Below are 16,280 nucleotides of genomic sequence, written 5' to 3' on the forward strand. Positions count from 1 at the left end.
TCTGAGTCATATCTCCGCGTCCTGGACGGTTGCTTCGGGGTGCGGGAAGGGCTAGTGGCCGTGACCCAGGCGGGCCTGTCGGATCTCCTCTTCGACCTGCCAGATCTCGCGCGAGATCTCCCGCGCGGCGTCGAAGCGGCCGTTGGCGAACAGATCGCGGTGGTGATCGGACAGCGAGTAGAACTCGGCCTCCAAGTCCGCGATCTGGTCGGTGCGCTCGTTCTGCGGCACGGCTCTCTCTTTCTCGGTTGGTGACCCGCCCGCCACCGGGTGGGGCGTCCAGTGACGGGCGGGGATCAGTGGGTGATCTGTTGAGTCGGGGAGTTGAGCGATCGGCCGCCCGAGGCCACGAGCCGCAGCCGAGGCGCGGCCGCCGGTCGCGGAGCCAGGCCCAATGCGACGTCGACACGGGCGGACAGCCCGAGGACGGCGTCTCCGAGGGCGATCACGCCCGCGAGCATCTCGGGGCGGACGATCCCGTCCGCGATCAACTGCCGTGCGTCGGCGATGGCGGAGGCCAGTTCGCTAGGTTCGCGCATCAGGCAGACCCGCCTTCTTTCCGGGACTGTCCATGCGCAGAAGTGCTTCAACCTCGGGGCGGTCCATGCGCAGAAGCGCTTCAACTGCCGACTGGCACACCCGGTAGTGCTGGCCGCCGGGGGTTTGGAAGCCGCGCAGCTTCCCTGTCCGCACCCACTCGATGACGGTGCGGGGCCGGACGTCGAAGATCTTGGCAACAACGCCGGGCTTTAACAGGCGCTGGCGCCGACGCTCCAAGGGGACGCCGCTCACACAAACCCCCAAATCAGACAACTTGTAGGTACTTGCGTGTACTGCCTAGTTCTCCGTGTTAATCAACCGTGCTAGCACGGTTCTCATGGAAGCGTGAACGACTGGGCCGCGCTCTGTCAAGTGGCCCGTGTAGAACGGCGGGCTAGCACGCTAAATTCGTGGGGAGTCCGTGACCGAGGAGAGCGATGGCCAAATACCGCCAGATACGCGAGGATCTGCGCGCTTTGATCGAGTCGGGCGAATACGGGCCCCGCGCATTGCTCCCGTCGTTGACCGACCTGACCGCGCGATATCGCGTGGCCAGGAACACCGCGACGCAGGCACTGAAGGAGCTGGAGCAGGAAGGCCTGATCCAGTCCGAGGGTGGTCGAGGCTGGATCGTCAGGCCTCGGCCACGCCCTCGACGGCATGGGATAGACCGGTACTCGCGAAGCACGTGGGCGGCAGGCAAGGCGATTTTGATCGCTGAGACCGCCAGCCAGGGCATGGTCGCCCGACAGCAGATTCGCGAGCTCGCCGAGGTCGAGGCACCCGAGGTCGTCGCGGTCCGTCTCGGCATACCCGTCGGCACCACCGTGTGGGTCCGGCGGCGAACCACGTTCATCGAGGACCGTGCCCACCAGCTTGCGGACTCCTACTACCCGCTTGACCTCGTCGAAGGTACGGCGATACGCCAAGTCGACACGGGGCCCGGCGGCGGATTCGCCCGTCTCGAAGAGTCCGGGGAGCGCCTTGACGAGATCAACGAAGAGCTCGCAGCGCGCATGCCGACAAGCCGGGAAGCGATAGACCTGTCGCTTCCACCGGGGACGCCCGTCGTTGAGTTAATCCGGACCACGTACGACATCTCCGGCCGCGCCGTCGAGGTCATGTGGTCGATCATCGCGGGCGACATGTCGAGCTTCAGCTACCGATTCAAGATCCCGGACTAGGGCGGCCGTGCGAATCACCTACGAATCCAGGCCAGCGCCTGATCGGCGGAATGAGGACTTCGTCATCGGCGGGCCGACATGGGTCGCCGTCCTCGATGGCGCCACCGCCCCGGCCGGAGTCGACTCCGGGTGCGTGCACGACGTGCCCTGGCTCGTCGCCCAACTGGCGAGCGACATCGCCCGAGGGATGACCACTCGCCGGGAGGCAGCGCTCGCCGACATCCTTGAGCAGGCCATCCGGTCCACCACGGCCGCTCACAGCGACACCTGCGACGTAGCGAACCCCGACTCGCCGTCGTCGACCGTCGCGATCGTGCGGCGGCGCCGCGACCTCGTCGACTACCTGGTGCTGTGCGATTCCCCGATCGTGCTGCGCCGGAGCGACGGCACCCTCACGGTGGTCGACGACGACCGCACCGACCACCTGCCGGGCGGGCGGCCGTACAGCCGCGAACTCGTCAGGTCGCTCCGCAACAGACCCGGAGGATTCTGGGTCGCGAGCACTCGACCGGAGGCAGCCCGAGAGGCGCTGACGGGCACGATCGACGCCAGCCTCGTCACCGGGGCACTGGTGATGACCGACGGAGTGTCCCGGCTGGTGCAGTGGTTCGGAAAATCCTGGGGCGACTTGGTCGACACCGCCGAAGGCCTCGGCCCGGCCGGTCTCATCGAGCAGGTCCGCGAAGCCGAACAAGGTTTCGAGCCGCCGCATCGCGCGAAGCGACACGATGATGCCACGGCCGCCTGGGTGGTGTGGCCGCCGCTGACGGGCTGACGGCAGCCATCCGGCGGCGTACCGTCGAACACATGGCCAAGGATGACGACCTGCCCCCGATCTGCGGCACGTGCATGGGCGCTGGCGGGGAATGGGTGGACCGCAACGGGAACGGGCCCAAGCAGACCGTCTGGGTCTCCTGCACCACCTGCAGCGGATCGGGCCGCGTCTCGTGACCGACCCGATCACCTGCCCAGAGTGCGGCGGGGCGAAGGGTGACCGCCTCGGGCGGCTGTTCCTCGCCTGCCGGTTCTGCCAGGGCCGGGGCTGGGTTGGCGGCGAAAATGAGCCTGCCGAGCCGACGCCCCCGCCGGCGCACCGGCCGCCGGCATGGGCGCATCGATCACTCGTCGGCACGGGCCTGTGCGGGCATTGCCTAGGTGCGGGCCAGGTGTTCCTGCTTGGCGGTGGGGACGGCGTCCCGTCCGCCGCACGTACGGCGCCGTGCCCGACCTGCGCTGCTGCCTGATCGGCCTAGCCTGCTGTTCAGAGGGCGGTGACCGACAGGACCCACGGGAAGGGCATCAACTGGCCACGCCCGCTTCGATCTCACGAATGTGGCCGCTGGGAACACATTCAGCCTCCGTGATCCGGCCGTCTTCGTCGAGTTCTATCAGAAGCGTCGTGACGAGTTTGAAGGCGACATTGAAGTCTTTGGAGGGCATGCCTTCCCGATCGATGAAACTCGCTGTAACACGCTCGCTAATGCGCCAATCGACGGTGGCAGCAGCCCATAGCTTCCCGTCAACCTGATAGCCGATGATCTTATGAACGGCAAGAAGATTCAGCGTCTGCTCGCCCACCCTTGACGCGACGTATCCCCTCCCCGTCAGGCCAAGCCCCGATATTAGCTGGAAGAAGGCCTCACTTCCTGTGAGGACGCGACGGAGTGCCTGCCGTACTGGTTCAGCGGCACCGATCGCATTCCGCGTAGGTACACGGTCATGCTGCTGGGCAAACTCCTTCAACAGAGATTCGATACCGCAGCAGTAGTGAAAACTTGTTGCACCATCTCCAAGGTAATCTCGAAGATCCTGCTGCAACTCTGGGAAGAGAGAGTTGGCGCCGAACGCCTTTTTGTCCATGGACACGAAGTAGACCGGATCGTCGGAGCTTCGGGCGGCATCGATGGCGGTAAGCCAGATCGCGACATCGCGGGCACCCTCTCCTTTTTCGCTCCACTCCCGGCTCGCAGGTGGTCTCCGACGCGCTTCACGTATGAGGGACTGCATGGCGGCCCACTCCGGCGTTGGGAGAATGCGAAAGGTAGCCCTCAAACTCTCGGCGTAGCTCGCCTCAGCAGCCGCAGAGTCGAGGGGCGGGACCTCATCGCTGTTAGGCCAAGGCAGCTTCGCCCGGTAGACCCGCAGTGCTTTCTGGGCGTTGTGATGAAGTGTCTCAAGATCGTGTGTAAAGCGGGCCAGATGTTCTTCGAGAACTATTTCAGGGAGCGCAAGCTCCAGGCCTGCGTGCTTCGCCACGACCTTGAGCATGCTGAGGAACGGCCCGTTGGGAGGCTTGGCTTGGACCAGTTGGTTCGTGTCGAGGACGATCATGGTGGGATCCTAGGGCGAGAGGCCTATTCTGTAAGAGCACTTCACAGGTAGATAGGGCTAGGCGGGTTCCTAGGGGATCGCCCACTCGCCTTTCTCGCTGGCGAAACCGGTATTCAGGGCGAACTGCAGCTTGGCGAGTTTGGCGCCATCCGGCACCTCGAACAGCACTACGCCCTTGCGTGTATCCCCCGGATTGGCCGTGATGGAAGAGAAGACCTCGCCTTCCTTGACGTCCCCGAAGGTCTGCGAGTACTGCTGCCCCTCTGCGTCGATCAGCTTGAGACCGATGCTGGGTGCGTCGGTGTAGACGGCCGTCCCGGTGTTCTTCAGTTGCATCTCCACCGCCACCCAGCGGGCCCCCGCTTTGGGCTTGATGAAGTCGTTTTCAGACGTGGCGGGGTCGAAGATCTGCGTCACGGCGGCGTCGACCTGCACGTCGGAATCCAGCCCCTGCAGGGTGATCGCGGAGCCGATGGCCGCCGGGCCATCTCCTGACGCGTCGCCGGCTGGCTGCTCCTCTGGTGCGGTAGCAGCGTCGGAGGGCGGGGCGGTTGGCTTGCTGGTGGCCGGGCCGCGGTTTGGGGTTGCCAGCGTTTCCCGACCTGCGGTCTCGGTGTCGATGTTGAGGACGACCGCGAAGCAGCCACCCACGACGAGAACGAAGACCACTGTGGAGATCATGAGGATGGCCGCCGTGTTACTCCGCTTCGGGGGCGGCGGAGGTGGCGGGTACCCATACCCGGGAGGCGGGTAAGGCTGCTGGCCGTACGGCTGCTGCGGCGGAGGCTGCCACGGCTGAGGTTGCGGCCGGTTTGGGTCGTGAGGGCCCGGCTGAGTCATCGCGGGACTCCATGATCAGGGGACTCGGAACGTTCCTGTGACGGATGGTGCGCCTTGCCGGGTTACCTCGGCCATCCTGGGAGACCAGATCGTTAGGATCGCTGACCTGCGGACATGCCGATTTCCCATTTACAAGCGGCCCGCGCTCAGAGTTCAGAGGGAAGTGACCTCGACAGTCCACGGGCACGGCGCCGACACGTCGAGGACGTATATGCCCACCTCCGTTCGCTGCACGCGCCTGTCGATCTGGTCGCCGAGGTCGTCGACCAGGCCGGCCACGAATCGCGCCCCCTCCAGCAGGGTGATGCTAATCCCGCCTGCTCCTTCCGGGACCGCGGTGCCGGAGCAGTTCAGCGTGTAGTGGAGCTCCCACGGGCCCGCCGTGGTGAACGGGTCGGTCTTCCCGGCGGCGCTACCGGAGGCCGAGAGGCGGACGCCGGCGACCTCGGGGAGGGGAGTCGGCGGAGCCTCCTCGACGACGGCAGTGGGCTGGTCGGGTTGAGGCGTGGAGACGGCGGCCTGAGGCTCGGCAGGGGCTACTGCTGGGGACGTGGGGCTGAGGGCGACCGCGAGCGCGGCGATCCCTGCGGCGCCAAGGGCTATGACTCCGACTGTGATTCCGGCCAGAGGCGCGATCTCAGACCAGCGTGCAGGCATGTGAGAGAGACGCGGGAACGGCCCTGGTCGATGGCGTCTGTGGCCCGATTGTGATGCCAGGCAAAGTGTTGGTGTTTTCTGACCTTTGAGTGACCTTCTCGCGGCTCTGAACACGGGGCACGAGGGCGGATGCGGGACCTTGCATGCCAACACGGCGGCTGACGTGCCGCCTCGGCTTGAGGCGCTGGCGTGTGCGGCGGGGCTGAGCCGGGAGGCGGTGCACAGCCAGTTGGCGGCAGCGCTGGATGCGGTGATCCACGTGGTGCGGGACTCCGGGACGGGGGTGCGGCGGGTGGCGGAGATCTGTTTGTTGCGGCGGGGGGTGGGTGGGTTTGTCGAGGCGGTGCCGGCGGTTTCGTTCGACGGGCGGGGCGGGGTGCGGGAGGGGGCGGCGTTCGAGGCGCTGCGGGAACGGTGCCTGGGGAGGTGAAGCGGGCCTTCCGGCTTGTGGCTGCGATTGGGATCGGGTCTGGGGTCTTTCTTCGTTACGGCTTCGCCTGGTCGGCACCGCCCGCCGCGTCCGGATCTCCTCTGCGAACGGCGGCAACCGGCCGCTGTGGTGCTGCTCCGCTACGGCGGCAGGGTCTGCGCGGAGCCAGGAGGCGAGCATCGACGGCCGGGCCTTATCGATGTTCATGGCGGTCGTCATGGAGGCCCCGCGTGTGCAGCGTGGCTTATGCGACGTGGCTTTTGCGCGTCAGCTGTGCAGCGTGCTGGCGGGGCGTTCGTCGGGTGGCGTGGCGTTGGCGCGTGGACTAGCGGCGTAGCGGCGTTGCCTATGAGGCGAGGTCTGTGCCGCCTGGTCCATAAGGCGTGGCGTTGGGGCGTCGCTGTGCAGCGTGGCCGATGCGGCGTCTGTCGTGCGGTAGGGCGTACGCGGCTTGGCCTTTGGACATGCTATGGGCGGTTCCGGTCTGCGCGGTGGTTAGTGCGGGCCTGCGCCGCCCGGTGTTTGGGGCGTGGCCTGAAGGCTGGGTGTTTGCGCGTGGTCTGTGGGCGTGGTCTGTGCTCCGTGCCTTGCGTGGTCTGGCGGCGCCGGTCTGGGCGGTGGTTTGTGCGCGTCTGCGCCGCCCGGTCCTTAGGGGTGGCCTGCAAGCCCTGATGGTTGCGGCCCGGTCTGTGGGCGTGGTTTGTGCTGCGGCTGTGGAGTGACCGCGGCGGTCTGCGCGGTTGCTGCGGCGTAGGTCTGTGTGTCCCTCTGCAGCAGGGTCTTTGGGCGTGACTTGTATGGCGTGGCCTGGAGCGTGGCCTGCGTCGCCTATGTGCGGGGCCGGTGCGCGCGGTTCGGCGTGCCTATGAGCGAGGTCAGTGCGAACGGCCTGGGGCGTGTCTCTGCGCCAGATGGGCGTTGGGCGATTGGAGATGGCGTGATCACGTTGTTGGTTGGGTTATGCGCCGGGCTGGCGGTTTGGGTGTGGTCCGGGCCCTCGGTTCCCGAGGTGCGGCTGGCGCAGTTGACGCGGGAGGCCGGGCCCGGATTCTCTTTGCCCGACCTGCTGAAGGCCAGGCGGTCGCGTAAAGGGCTGGTGCGGGCCTGGCGGGGTGGAACCGTTGAGTTGTGTCAGGCGATCGTGGCTGAGCTCGCGGCCGGGCGGACCCCTGGTGAGGCGCTTTCCAGGGCCATCGGTTCCATCGAGGGACCGCCGGAGATCGTCGCAGCGCTTCGGCCGGTCGCGCGGGTGGCTCGTGATGGCGGGGATGTCCCGGCGGCGTTGACCGATGCGGCGCCTCCCGTGGGAGGTGAAGGGTTGCGGCGGCTGGCGTCCTGCTGGGAGGTGGGGGTCAGCGTGGGTGGTGGGCTTGCGCCTCTCGTCGAGCGTGTGGGTGGGGCGTTGCGGGACATGGAGAACCACCGTCAGGAGATCTCGGCGCAACTCGCCGGGCCTCGGGCCACTGCCCGGCTGCTTGCGGGGTTGCCCGCGCTCGGGTTGTTGATGGCGGCCGGGTTGGGGATGCGGCCGCTTCCGTTTCTCTTCACGACTCTGCCGGGGATCGGGTGTCTCGTCGTGGGGTTGCTGCTCAATGTGGCCGGGCTGCGGTGGACGGACCGCATGGTGCGGAAGGCCGAAGACAGTGTCCGCTGATGGGGCGGTGCTTCAGGTTCCACTTCAGTGATCTTTCTCCGGGGTGCGATGTCGGTATCGATGTGGGTTGGGCTGTCTTCAGACACGAGGTGGCGTAGAAGCCCAGGATTCGGCTCGGACGGTTGGCCCAACGCTCGTCTCTCAGCCCCGCGTCGGGCTAAAACCCGGCTCGGGCGGTTGGCCAGACGCTCGTGAAGCCCGGCGTGGGGCTAGGACCCCGCTCGGGTGGTTTGCCAGAAGCTCAGGGTCGTAGCCCGGCGTCGGGCTCGATGAGGCCGGTGCACGCTTCAGGAGTTTCCACTTCAGGGAGTGCCTCCGGACCTCTGTGAAGTGGGCGCCGGTTCCCCGTGGTTGAGATCGGCTCAGGAAGGATGGCGTGGTGGTCGAGGTTCTTGCCGGTCTGTGTGTGGCGTTGTCGATCATGTGCTGGCCGGTTCGGCGTACTGCCGCTGAGCGGCTCAAGGCGGTGGTCGATCCTCCGCAGGCGAAAGGTCCCGCGGTCGAGAACCCGGCGGGCCGGATCGCCTTGGTCGCGGGGCCGGTGCTCGTGCTGGTCATGCTCGTGGTCGGTGGGGTGGCCGGGGTCGTGTTGGGGGTGCTCCTGGCCGGGGCCGTGGTCGTCCACTTCAGGCGGAAGGAGGCTCCCCAAGATCGCCGTCATAGGGAGCTCGTCCGTGCCGATCTGCCGTTCGCCGCCGATCTCATGGCCGAGTGCCTGCGGGCCGGTCAGCCGCTCGTGGGGGCGATCGAGATCGTCGCGCGGGTCGTCGACGGTCCTCTGGGTGAGCGGTTGCGGTGGGCGGGTGGGCAGATGCGGTTGGGTGCCGATCCCGTCGAGGTGTGGCGGGGGCTCGCCGCCGAAGACGCGCTCGCTCTGCTGGCCAGGGCCATCGCGCGGGCGGTCGAGTCGGGCGCGCCGGTCGCCGATGTGCTGACCCGGGTCGCCGAGGATGCCCGGCAGGCCGGGCGGGCCGCCTCTTCGGCCGCCGCGCGGCGGGTGGGGGTTCAGGCGGTGGCGCCCCTGGGGGTGTGTTTCCTGCCGGCGTTCTGCTTTCTGGGCATCATCCCGGTCGTCGCGGGGCTGGCGACCCAGGTTCTCGCGCCCTGATCCCGGGCAAGCTGTCATGATCTTTGCGCGAGGTTTTCCACACCGGCAGGCGGTACTGCACAGGGTGTGGACGGAAGTTATCCACAGGTGTGGATAACGCTGGCTCTCCATGTGGATTTTGAGCTCGGTTTCCCCGTACACACAGGTCTTTTGAGTTATCCACAGGTCTTTCGTTTTCCACAGGCCGAGGCTGATCCCGGTGGAAAGGCCGGTCCGATCGGCAGGCTGGCACCGCCGGAACGGACGGTCCGGGCCGGTGTCAGGAGGACGCGTGAACGTCAAGACCCAAGGCATCTCGTGGACCCGCGCGACCGCCGAGGCCAAGCGGGCTCAGGCCGCCGAGCGGTTGCGGGAGGCGGCCGCCCGGGCGGCTCGGGTGCTGTCGGAGCCCAAGGGAGATCGGCGTGCCGACGCGGGGATGTCGACCGCCGAATACGCCGTCGGCACCATCGCCGCCTGTGGGTTCGCGGGGCTGCTGTTCAAGGTGGTGACCTCGCCCGACGTCCAGCAGATGCTCGTCTCGCTCGTGCAGAAGGCGCTGGCGCTGGCCGGATGAGCCGGCGTGAGCGCGGTTCGGTCACCGCCGAGATGGCCGCGGCGTTGCCCGCGCTCGTGGTCGTCCTCGGCGCCGCCCTGTGGGCGGTGAGTGTGGTCGGGGCCCGGCTGGAGTGCGTCGACGCCGCCCGGGCCGGTGCGCGGGCCGCGGCCAGGGGAGACGAGGTCTCCGCCGTGCGCGAGGGCGCTATGGCGGTGGCGCCGGCCGGGGCCACGGTCGAGGTGACGGTGGGGGCGGCGGTCACGGAGGTGACGGTGCGGGCTCGGGTCCGGCCTGCCTGGGCGGTGGTGCTGCCCGAGGTGGCGGTGTCGGCGTCGGCGAGTTCGGCGACCGAGAAGGGCGTGACGGTCGGTCGGTGAGAAGGCGGGAGGCGACGGGTGATGGTGAGTGCCGGTGAAGTGAGCGGGCGACGTGATCGGGGGTCGGCGACCGTCTGGGTCGTCGCGGTGATGGCCGTGGTGTGGGGGGTGGCCTATGTGCTCGTCCAGGTCGGGATGGCGAGAGTGGCCGTGCACACGGCCCGGACCGCCGCCGACCTGGGCGCCCTGGCCGCCGCCGAACTGGCCGTCGCGGCCCCCGGTGAGGCGTGTGGGCGGGCGGCGGAGGTGGTCGCCGCCAACGACGCCCGGATCGCATCATGCGAGATCGAGGGCGGGGTGTCGGAGGTGACGGCGCGGGTCCGGTTGCGGTTTCCGGGGTTGAAGGAAAGCGAGGCGTCGGCCACGTCGCGGGCCGGGCCCGTCTACCTCAAGGCGGAACGCTGAGCGGGATCGCCCAGTAAAACGTCCAGCAGCTCCAGGGCTCCGCGCTTGCTCAGCGGCTCGTTGCCGTTGCCGCACTTCGGCGACTGGATGCAGCTCGGACACCCGTGGCCGCACTCGCACGACGCGATCGCGTCGCGTGTCGCCGTCAGCCAGGCCACCGCGTTGCCGAAGCCGCGTTCGGCGAATCCGGCGCCGCCGGCGTGCCCGTCGTAGACGAAGACCGTCAGGCGTCCCGTGTCGGGGTGCAGTTCGGTCGAGACGCCTCCGATGTCCCACCGGTCACATGTCGCGAACAGGGGCAACAGACCGATCGACGCGTGTTCCGCCGCGTGGGCGGCCCCGCCCAGGTCGCCGATGCCGGGCGGCAGCGACTCGGGCGGCAGCGTCCACCACACCGCCTTGGTCCGCAGGCTGCGCGGCGGCAGGTCGAGGGGCTCGTCGCCGAGCATCTCGCCGGTGGACGTCCGCCGCTTCATGTAGGACACCACCTGCCTCGTCACCTCGACCGAGCCGAAGTGCAGTTCCCCGGGGCCGAGGGCGTGGGAGCGCAGCGACTCGATCACGGCGATGTCGGTCACGTCGCGGGCGAAGGTCGAGTAGTCGGGGGTGCCGGGGGTGACCAGGGCGACGCCCATCTCCAGGTCGAGTTCGTCGACCACGAACGTCTCGCCCTGGTGGATGTGCACCGCCCCGGTGTGCACCGAGGTGTGCGACGACGCCTCGTCGCAGGTGCCCAGCAGCCGTCCGGTGTCGGTCTCCACGATCTGCACCGGCGACCCGCCCGACCCCCGGATGTCGGCCAGGCCGGCGGCCAGGTCGCGGCTGGTCCAGAACCAGCCGGTCGGGCGGCGGCGCAGCAGGCCGTCGGCCACCAGGTCGTCGAGCACCCCGGCCGCGGAGGGGCCGAAGATCTCCAGGTCGGCCTCGGTCAGCGGCACCTCGGCCGCCGCGGCGCACAGGTGAGGGGCCAGCACGTAGGGGTTGTCGGGGTCGAGGACGGTCGCCTCGACCGGGCGGCCGAAAAGGGCCTCCGGGTGGTGGACGACATACGTGTCGAGCGGGTCGTCGCGGGCGATCAGCACCGCGAGGGCGTCCTGCCCGTCGCGTCCGGCGCGGCCGGCCTGCTGCCACAGGCTGGCCCTGGTGCCGGGCCAGCCGGCGATCAGGACGGCGTCGAGGCCCGACACGTCGACGCCGAGTTCCAGGGCGTTGGTCGTGGCCACGCCGAGCAGGTCGCCCGACCGCAGGGCCTTCTCCAGAAGGCGGCGGTCTTCGGCCAGGTAGCCCGCCCGATAGGCGGCGATCTTGTCGGCCAGCGGGACGCCCGCGTCCTCCAAGTGTCCGCGGGCCGTGAGTGCCACCGTCTCGGCCGACCGGCGGGAGCGGACGAACGCCAGTGTCCGCACCCCGTCGACCACGAGGTCGGCCAGCAGGTCGGCGGCCTCGGCGGTGGCGGCCCGGCGAATTGGAGCTCCACCTTCGCCGCGTAGATCGGTCAGGGGCGGTTCCCACAACGCGACCGTCGTCGTGCCTCTCGGCGAGGCGTCCCGGGTCACCTCGGCCATCTGGAGGCCCGTCAGGCGCATGCCGGTCGTCGCCGGGTCGCTCGCCGTGGCCGACGCCAGGAAGAAGACGGGGGAGGCGCCGTATTTGGCGGAGACGCGCCGAAGGCGGCGCAGGATCTGGGCCACGTGGGAGCCGAAGACGCCCCGGTAGCCGTGGCACTCGTCGACGATCACCAGGCGCAGGCGGCGCCAGAACGACGTCCAGGCCGAATGCCTCGGCAGGATCGAGCGGTGCAGCATGTCGGGGTTGGTCAGGACGTAGTTGGCGTTCCGCCTGACCCAGGCCCGTTCCTCATGGGGCGTGTCGCCGTCGAAGGTCGCGGCGCGCAGGCCCTGGACGCCCAGCGCGCTCACCGACCGGAGCTGGTCGGCCGCCAGGGCCTTGGTCGGAGTCAGGTAGAGGACGGTCCCGCCCGACAGTGCCTCGGTCACCGCCGGCACCAGATAGGCCAGCGATTTCCCCGACGCGGTGCCGGTCGCGATGATCACGTTTTGGCCACGATGCACCAGGTCGGCGGCCTCTGACTGGTGACTCCACAACCCCTGTATCCCGAGTCCCTCGAATCCCTCCCGCACCTGCGGCGGAACCCAGGATGGCCACTGGGCTTGACCTGCCTGACGTGCCGGAACATGCTCCACATGAGTGACCCGCCCGTGGCGGCCCGGGACCGTGACCAGACGGTCGAGAAGGGGGCCGCCCCGGTTTGGCGTACGCTCTCGGGGAAGAGCTGGGGATGTCGGCGAAGTCATGGGTTTCCATCCTGGCATCTCGGGGGAGAGTCGCCCGGAGTCGTGATTTCGTATAGACACAGGGGCGTGGCGTGGTTGAATGCCGCGCGTCGGGGTCGTGCTTTCCTAGGATGCACGATCCGCATCGGGACCTACGCAGGCAAGGCGCTGGAGGATCAGTGGATCTGAAGTTGGACCACCGTACCGAGGACCGACTCACCATCGTCGAGGTTGAGGGTGAGATCGACGTCTACACCGCGCCCAGATTGCGTGAGCTGCTCATCGATTTGGTGAACAAGGGGAACTTCCACCTTCTCGTGAACATGGAGAAGGTCGACTTCCTCGACTCGACCGGCCTTGGTGTGCTGGTCGGCGGGCTCAAGCGGGTGCGGGCGCACGATGGCTCCCTGGAACTCGTCTGCACTCAGGAGCGGATCCTGAAGATCTTCCGGATCACCGGACTGACCAAGGTCTTCGGGATCTACGCCTCTGTGGAGGAGGCCAAGGAAGCCCACGGCCGAGACAAGTAGTCATGGCCACCGTCGAGCTGACGTTCAGCGCGCTACCGGCCCACGTGCGCACCGCTCGGTTGGTCGCGACGGCCATCGCCCGGCGCACCGGGGTGGCCGAGGCGCTGCTGGACGAAGTAAGGCTCGCCGTCGGAGAGGCGTGCTCCCGGGCCGTGGAGGCACATCGTCTCCACTGTCCGGGGGAGCCGATCCGGATCGAGCTCAAAGACGACTCGGGGCGGTTCGAGGTCACCGTGACCGACGCCGCCCCCAGCGACGACCTCAAGGCCGTCGACTCCTCTGACGGCTACCGGCTGGTCGACGCGATGCTCGGGATAGTGCCCGAGATGCCCGGCCTCGGGATCGCGGTGATCGCGGGCCTGGCCGACGACGTCGAGGTCTCACCCGGCCCCACCGGCGTGAAGATTCGAATGAGCTGGCCGGCCGCCCCCACCCCTAACGGGTTGGCTGCCGTCTAAGCAAGACGCAGACACGAGACGCGGCCGGCGGAAGGCCGGCTGTGGCTCGCGCCCTGACTTTGCTGCAAAGACACGAGATCCGGCCGGCCCCAGGCCGGTCGTGTCTCGCGACTTGGAATCTGCCTCGAAGTCACGTCTCCCTGTCATGCGGGAGCCTCTTTTTACCTGTGCGCAATCCCCTCGACATACGGCGATGCCCAATCCGCAGCCGATCTGTTCACCAATTTGCGGGGCGCAGGGGGTTCATATATGGCGAAGCGCTGCGTAGAGTACCCGGCACCGGCCAAGGTATTGCGGAACGCAACCGGAAGCGGCACTGCCAATGACCCGGAAGTGCGCCGCCGGAGCTCTCCTCCTACGGGGCAGCCGTAACATTTTGGGGCAGCCACTCCCGGGCAGGACCTACCCGTCTGGCCGAGGAGGACGGATTGTCTGTTCCTGCACATTTTCTAGCCGTGGATGACGGCGCGGCGGTTTCCCTGAGCGGTGGTCACCTCACCCTCGTGGTCGTGGTGGCGGCCGTGGCCCTTCTCGCCCTCGCTGTCGCGGGCGGGCTCGTACGCGAGGTCCTCGCGGCGGGTCAGGGCACCGAGCGCATGCAGAACATCGCGAAAGCCGTTCAGCAGGGCGCCGCCGCCTATCTCACCCGGCAGTTCAAGACGCTTGCCATCTTTGTCGTGTTGATCCCGCTGGTGCTTCTGTTGCTCCCGGCGGAGACGACGGGGGTGCGTATCGGGCGCAGCGTCTTCTTCGTGATCGGCGCGCTGTTCTCGGCGCTGACCGGCTTCATCGGCATGTGGCTGGCGGTGCGCGGCAACGTCCGCGTCGCCGCGGCGGCCCGTGAGTCCGGTGAGAAGACGGCGATGCGCATCGCCTTCCGCACCGGTGGTGTGGCGGGCATGTTCACCGTGGGGCTGGGCCTGCTGGGCGCGGCGATCGTGGTGTTCGCCTACAAGGGCGACGCGCCGAGTGTCCTCGAAGGGTTCGGTTTCGGCGCCGCCCTCCTCGCGATGTTCATGCGAGTCGGCGGTGGCATCTTCACCAAGGCCGCCGACGTCGGCGCCGACCTGGTCGGCAAGGTCGAGCAGGGCATCCCCGAAGACGACCCGCGCAACCCGGCGACCATCGCCGACAACGTGGGCGACAACGTCGGCGACTGCGCCGGCATGGCGGCCGACCTGTTCGAGTCGTACGCGGTCATGCTGGTCGCCTCGCTGATCCTGGGCAAGGCGGCGTTCGGCACCGAAGGCCTGGTGTTCCCGCTGATCGTCCCGATGATCGGTGTCATCACCGCGATCATCGGCATCTTCATCACCGCGCCCCGGGCGGGTGACCGCAACGCGATGGCCGCCATCAACCGCGGCTTCTTCATCAGCGCGATCATCTCGGCCGTCTTCGTGGCCGTGGCGGCGTTCCTCTACCTGCCGGGCAGCTTCTCGGAGCTGAACGGCGGCGTGCAGAACCTCGACGCCGACCCGCGCTGGATCGCCATCGGCGCGGTGCTCGTCGGCCTGGTGCTGGCCAGCGCGATCCAGATCCTCACCGGCTACTTCACCGAGACGAACCGCCGTCCGGTGAAGGAGATCGGCGAGAGCTCGCTGACCGGCCCGGCGACCGTCATCCTGTCGGGCATCTCGGTCGGCCTGGAGTCGGCCGTCTACTCGGCCCTGCTGATCGGCGGCGCCGTGTACGGCGCCTTCCTGCTCGGCTTCGGCAACGTCACCGTGGCGCTGTTCGCGGTGGCCCTGGCCGGAACCGGTCTGCTGACCACGGTCGGCGTGATCGTGTCGATGGACACCTTCGGCCCGGTCTCCGACAACGCCCAGGGCATCGCCGAGATGTCGGGCGACGTCGAGGGCGAGGGTGCGCAGGTGCTGACCTCGCTCGACGCCGTGGGCAACACGACGAAGGCGATCACCAAGGGCATCGCGATCGCGACCGCCGTGCTCGCGGCGACGGCGCTGTTCGGCTCGTTCCGGACGGCCGTCGAAGGGGCGCTGGCCGGCGCGTCACCGGCGGTGAGAGACATGCTCGGCGGGTTCTCCAACTTCTCGCTGAGCGTCGACTCGCCGAACGTGCTCGTCGGTCTGATCGTCGGTGCGGCCGTGGTGTTCCTGTTCTCCGGTCTGGCGATCATGGCCGTCGGGCGCGCGGCGATGCGGGTGGTCTTCGAGGTACGCGACCAGTTCCGCAGCAAGCCCGGGATCATGGCGGGCACCGAACTGCCCGACTACTCCCGCGTGGTCGACATCTGCACCAAAGACTCGCTGCGTGAGCTGGCGACGCCGGGTCTGCTGGCCGTCATGACGCCGATCGCGGTCGGTTTCGCGCTGGGATACGCCCCGCTGGGCGCCTTCCTGGCCGGCGCCATCGCGGCCGGCACGCTGATGGCGGTCTTCCTGTCGAACTCGGGCGGCGCCTGGGACAACGCCAAGAAGCTCGTCGAAGACGGCCACCACGGCGGCAAGGGCTCCGAGGCCCACGCCGCGACGGTCATCGGCGACACCGTCGGCGACCCGTTCAAGGACACCGCCGGTCCGGCCATCAACCCGCTGATCAAGGTGATGAACCTGGTCGCGCTGCTGATCGCCCCGGCCGTGGTGACCTACTTCGACAACGTCGCCCTGCGGGTCGGCGTGACGGTCGTGGCCGTGGTCGTCGTGATCGGCGCGATCGTCGCGTCGAAGCGGCGCTCGGTGACGATCGACAAGCCGAACACCGACAACGAGCAGAAGCTGGAGCCGGTGGTCAGCTAGACCTCCGGCCGGCGGCGGGCCCCCCCCCCCCCCCGGGCCGGGGGGGGCCCCCCCCGCCAAAAAGCCCCAATGAGGTAACCAAACGGGGGCCCCCCACCCCCCCCACCCCCCCCGCGGGGGGGGGGGGGGTCCCCACCCCCCCCGGGGGGGGGGCCCCCCCCCCCCCCCCCGGGGGGGG

At 68.6% G+C, this 16,280-nt stretch carries 18 protein-coding genes and 1 pseudogene; 12 read left to right on the top strand and 7 right to left on the bottom strand.

The genetic code is table 11. The features are described from left to right. Positions 1-51 precede the first annotated feature (51 nt). The 3 genes from GT755_RS12495 to GT755_RS12505 form a co-directional block, all read right to left on the bottom strand. On the bottom strand, positions 52-231 hold the full coding sequence (locus GT755_RS12495) for a hypothetical protein (protein ID WP_161479871.1): 180 nt from the start codon (positions 229-231) through the stop codon (positions 52-54). 65 nt (positions 232-296) lie between these two features. Next, complete coding sequence (locus tag GT755_RS12500) at positions 297-539, bottom strand: hypothetical protein (RefSeq protein WP_161479872.1); 243 nt, start codon at positions 537-539, stop codon at positions 297-299. Next, positions 526-792, bottom strand: a complete 267-nt coding sequence (locus GT755_RS12505; protein WP_328794315.1) for a helix-turn-helix domain-containing protein — start codon at positions 790-792, stop codon at positions 526-528. The genes GT755_RS12500 and GT755_RS12505 overlap by 14 nt, the downstream gene beginning before the upstream one ends. A gap of 185 nt (positions 793-977) precedes the next feature. On the opposite strand from GT755_RS12505, the gene GT755_RS12510 reads away from it, so the two are divergent. Genes GT755_RS12510 through GT755_RS12520 form a run of 3 tightly spaced genes read left to right on the top strand, consistent with a single transcriptional unit; the run spans position 978 to position 2,675 of the window. After that, a complete protein-coding gene (locus GT755_RS12510; protein ID WP_161479873.1) occupies positions 978-1,724 on the top strand; it encodes a GntR family transcriptional regulator in 747 nt (248 codons plus the stop codon). Positions 1,725-1,731: 7 nt separating this feature from the next. Continuing rightward, positions 1,732-2,499 (top strand): protein phosphatase 2C domain-containing protein, encoded by a 768-nt coding sequence (locus tag GT755_RS12515; protein ID WP_161479874.1) that lies wholly within the window; start codon positions 1,732-1,734, stop codon positions 2,497-2,499. Between the two features lie 32 nt (positions 2,500-2,531). Then, positions 2,532-2,675, top strand: coding sequence for a hypothetical protein (locus GT755_RS12520; protein ID WP_161479875.1), 144 nt, complete (start codon positions 2,532-2,534; stop codon positions 2,673-2,675). 348 nt (positions 2,676-3,023) lie between these two features. On the opposite strand, the gene GT755_RS12525 is transcribed toward GT755_RS12520, so the two are convergent. The 3 genes from GT755_RS12525 to GT755_RS12535 all read right to left on the bottom strand — a co-directional run bounded on the left by GT755_RS12525 (position 3,024) and on the right by GT755_RS12535 (position 5,552). Continuing rightward, positions 3,024-4,055 carry a PIN domain-containing protein gene (locus tag GT755_RS12525; protein ID WP_161479876.1) on the bottom strand — a complete coding sequence of 344 codons (1,032 nt, stop codon included), beginning with the start codon at positions 4,053-4,055 and terminating at the stop codon, positions 3,024-3,026. Between the two features lie 69 nt (positions 4,056-4,124). After that, positions 4,125-4,724 carry a DUF4352 domain-containing protein gene (locus GT755_RS40535; RefSeq protein WP_161479877.1) on the bottom strand — a complete coding sequence of 200 codons (600 nt, stop codon included), beginning with the start codon at positions 4,722-4,724 and terminating at the stop codon, positions 4,125-4,127. A gap of 324 nt (positions 4,725-5,048) precedes the next feature. Next, the gene (locus tag GT755_RS12535; RefSeq protein WP_161479878.1) at positions 5,049-5,552 is read right to left on the bottom strand and encodes a hypothetical protein; all 504 of its coding nucleotides are present in this window, start codon (positions 5,550-5,552) and stop codon (positions 5,049-5,051) included. Between the two features lie 91 nt (positions 5,553-5,643). Here GT755_RS12535 and GT755_RS12540 point away from each other — a divergent pair. From GT755_RS12540 to GT755_RS12565, 6 genes and pseudogenes are all read left to right on the top strand, one after another. Beyond that, positions 5,644-5,982, top strand: a pseudogene (locus tag GT755_RS12540) (ATPase, T2SS/T4P/T4SS family); the annotation flags it as partial. A gap of 937 nt (positions 5,983-6,919) precedes the next feature. After that, positions 6,920-7,636: a type II secretion system F family protein gene (locus GT755_RS12545; protein ID WP_328794316.1), complete on the top strand. Its 717-nt coding sequence runs from the start codon at positions 6,920-6,922 to the stop codon at positions 7,634-7,636. A gap of 379 nt (positions 7,637-8,015) precedes the next feature. Further along, positions 8,016-8,744 carry a type II secretion system F family protein gene (locus GT755_RS12550; protein WP_328794317.1) on the top strand — a complete coding sequence of 243 codons (729 nt, stop codon included), beginning with the start codon at positions 8,016-8,018 and terminating at the stop codon, positions 8,742-8,744. Between the two features lie 271 nt (positions 8,745-9,015). After that, positions 9,016-9,300, top strand: coding sequence for a DUF4244 domain-containing protein (locus GT755_RS41090; protein ID WP_328794318.1), 285 nt, complete (start codon positions 9,016-9,018; stop codon positions 9,298-9,300). Further along, positions 9,297-9,659, top strand: a complete 363-nt coding sequence (locus GT755_RS12560; RefSeq protein ID WP_161479879.1) for a TadE family type IV pilus minor pilin — start codon at positions 9,297-9,299, stop codon at positions 9,657-9,659. The genes GT755_RS41090 and GT755_RS12560 overlap by 4 nt, the downstream gene beginning before the upstream one ends. Positions 9,660-9,698: 39 nt before the next feature. Then, the gene (locus GT755_RS12565) at positions 9,699-10,064 is read left to right on the top strand and encodes an Rv3654c family TadE-like protein (RefSeq protein ID WP_328794319.1); all 366 of its coding nucleotides are present in this window, start codon (positions 9,699-9,701) and stop codon (positions 10,062-10,064) included. Here the strand turns inward: GT755_RS12565 and GT755_RS12570 are convergent. Next, positions 10,043-12,379, bottom strand: a complete 2,337-nt coding sequence (locus tag GT755_RS12570; protein ID WP_407929405.1) for a DEAD/DEAH box helicase — start codon at positions 12,377-12,379, stop codon at positions 10,043-10,045. The two genes, GT755_RS12565 and GT755_RS12570, sit on opposite strands and share 22 nt — an antisense overlap. Positions 12,380-12,537: 158 nt before the next feature. Here GT755_RS12570 and GT755_RS12575 point away from each other — a divergent pair, with 158 nt between their 5' ends. The 3 genes from GT755_RS12575 (at position 12,538) to GT755_RS12585 (ending at position 16,102) form a co-directional block, all read left to right on the top strand. Then, positions 12,538-12,888 carry an STAS domain-containing protein gene (locus GT755_RS12575; protein ID WP_030456213.1) on the top strand — a complete coding sequence of 117 codons (351 nt, stop codon included), beginning with the start codon at positions 12,538-12,540 and terminating at the stop codon, positions 12,886-12,888. 2 nt (positions 12,889-12,890) lie between these two features. Then, positions 12,891-13,346 carry an ATP-binding protein gene (locus GT755_RS12580; protein ID WP_030456212.1) on the top strand — a complete coding sequence of 152 codons (456 nt, stop codon included), beginning with the start codon at positions 12,891-12,893 and terminating at the stop codon, positions 13,344-13,346. Between the two features lie 455 nt (positions 13,347-13,801). After that, positions 13,802-16,102, top strand: coding sequence for a sodium-translocating pyrophosphatase (locus GT755_RS12585; protein WP_161479882.1), 2,301 nt, complete (start codon positions 13,802-13,804; stop codon positions 16,100-16,102). The last annotated feature ends 178 nt before the right edge of the window (positions 16,103-16,280 follow it).

Source organism: Herbidospora solisilvae, from assembly GCF_009901565.1.
Taxonomy (GTDB): Bacteria; Actinomycetota; Actinomycetes; order Streptosporangiales; family Streptosporangiaceae; genus Herbidospora; species Herbidospora solisilvae.

Excerpts from the sequence above, each read along its gene's own strand:
- GT755_RS12500 (WP_161479872.1), bottom strand. The coding sequence starts at position 539 with ATGCGCGAACCTAGCGAACTGGCCTCCGCCATCGCCGACGCACGGCAG.
- GT755_RS12510 (WP_161479873.1), top strand. The coding sequence starts at position 978 with ATGGCCAAATACCGCCAGATACGCGAGGATCTGCGCGCTTTGATCGAG.
- GT755_RS12520 (WP_161479875.1), top strand. The coding sequence starts at position 2,532 with ATGGCCAAGGATGACGACCTGCCCCCGATCTGCGGCACGTGCATGGGC.
- GT755_RS12525 (WP_161479876.1), bottom strand. The coding sequence starts at position 4,055 with ATGATCGTCCTCGACACGAACCAACTGGTCCAAGCCAAGCCTCCCAAC.
- GT755_RS12535 (WP_161479878.1), bottom strand. The coding sequence starts at position 5,552 with ATGCCTGCACGCTGGTCTGAGATCGCGCCTCTGGCCGGAATCACAGTC.
- GT755_RS12560 (WP_161479879.1), top strand. The coding sequence starts at position 9,297 with ATGAGCCGGCGTGAGCGCGGTTCGGTCACCGCCGAGATGGCCGCGGCG.
- GT755_RS12570 (WP_407929405.1), bottom strand. The coding sequence starts at position 12,379 with ATGACTTCGCCGACATCCCCAGCTCTTCCCCGAGAGCGTACGCCAAAC.
- GT755_RS12580 (WP_030456212.1), top strand. The coding sequence starts at position 12,891 with ATGGCCACCGTCGAGCTGACGTTCAGCGCGCTACCGGCCCACGTGCGC.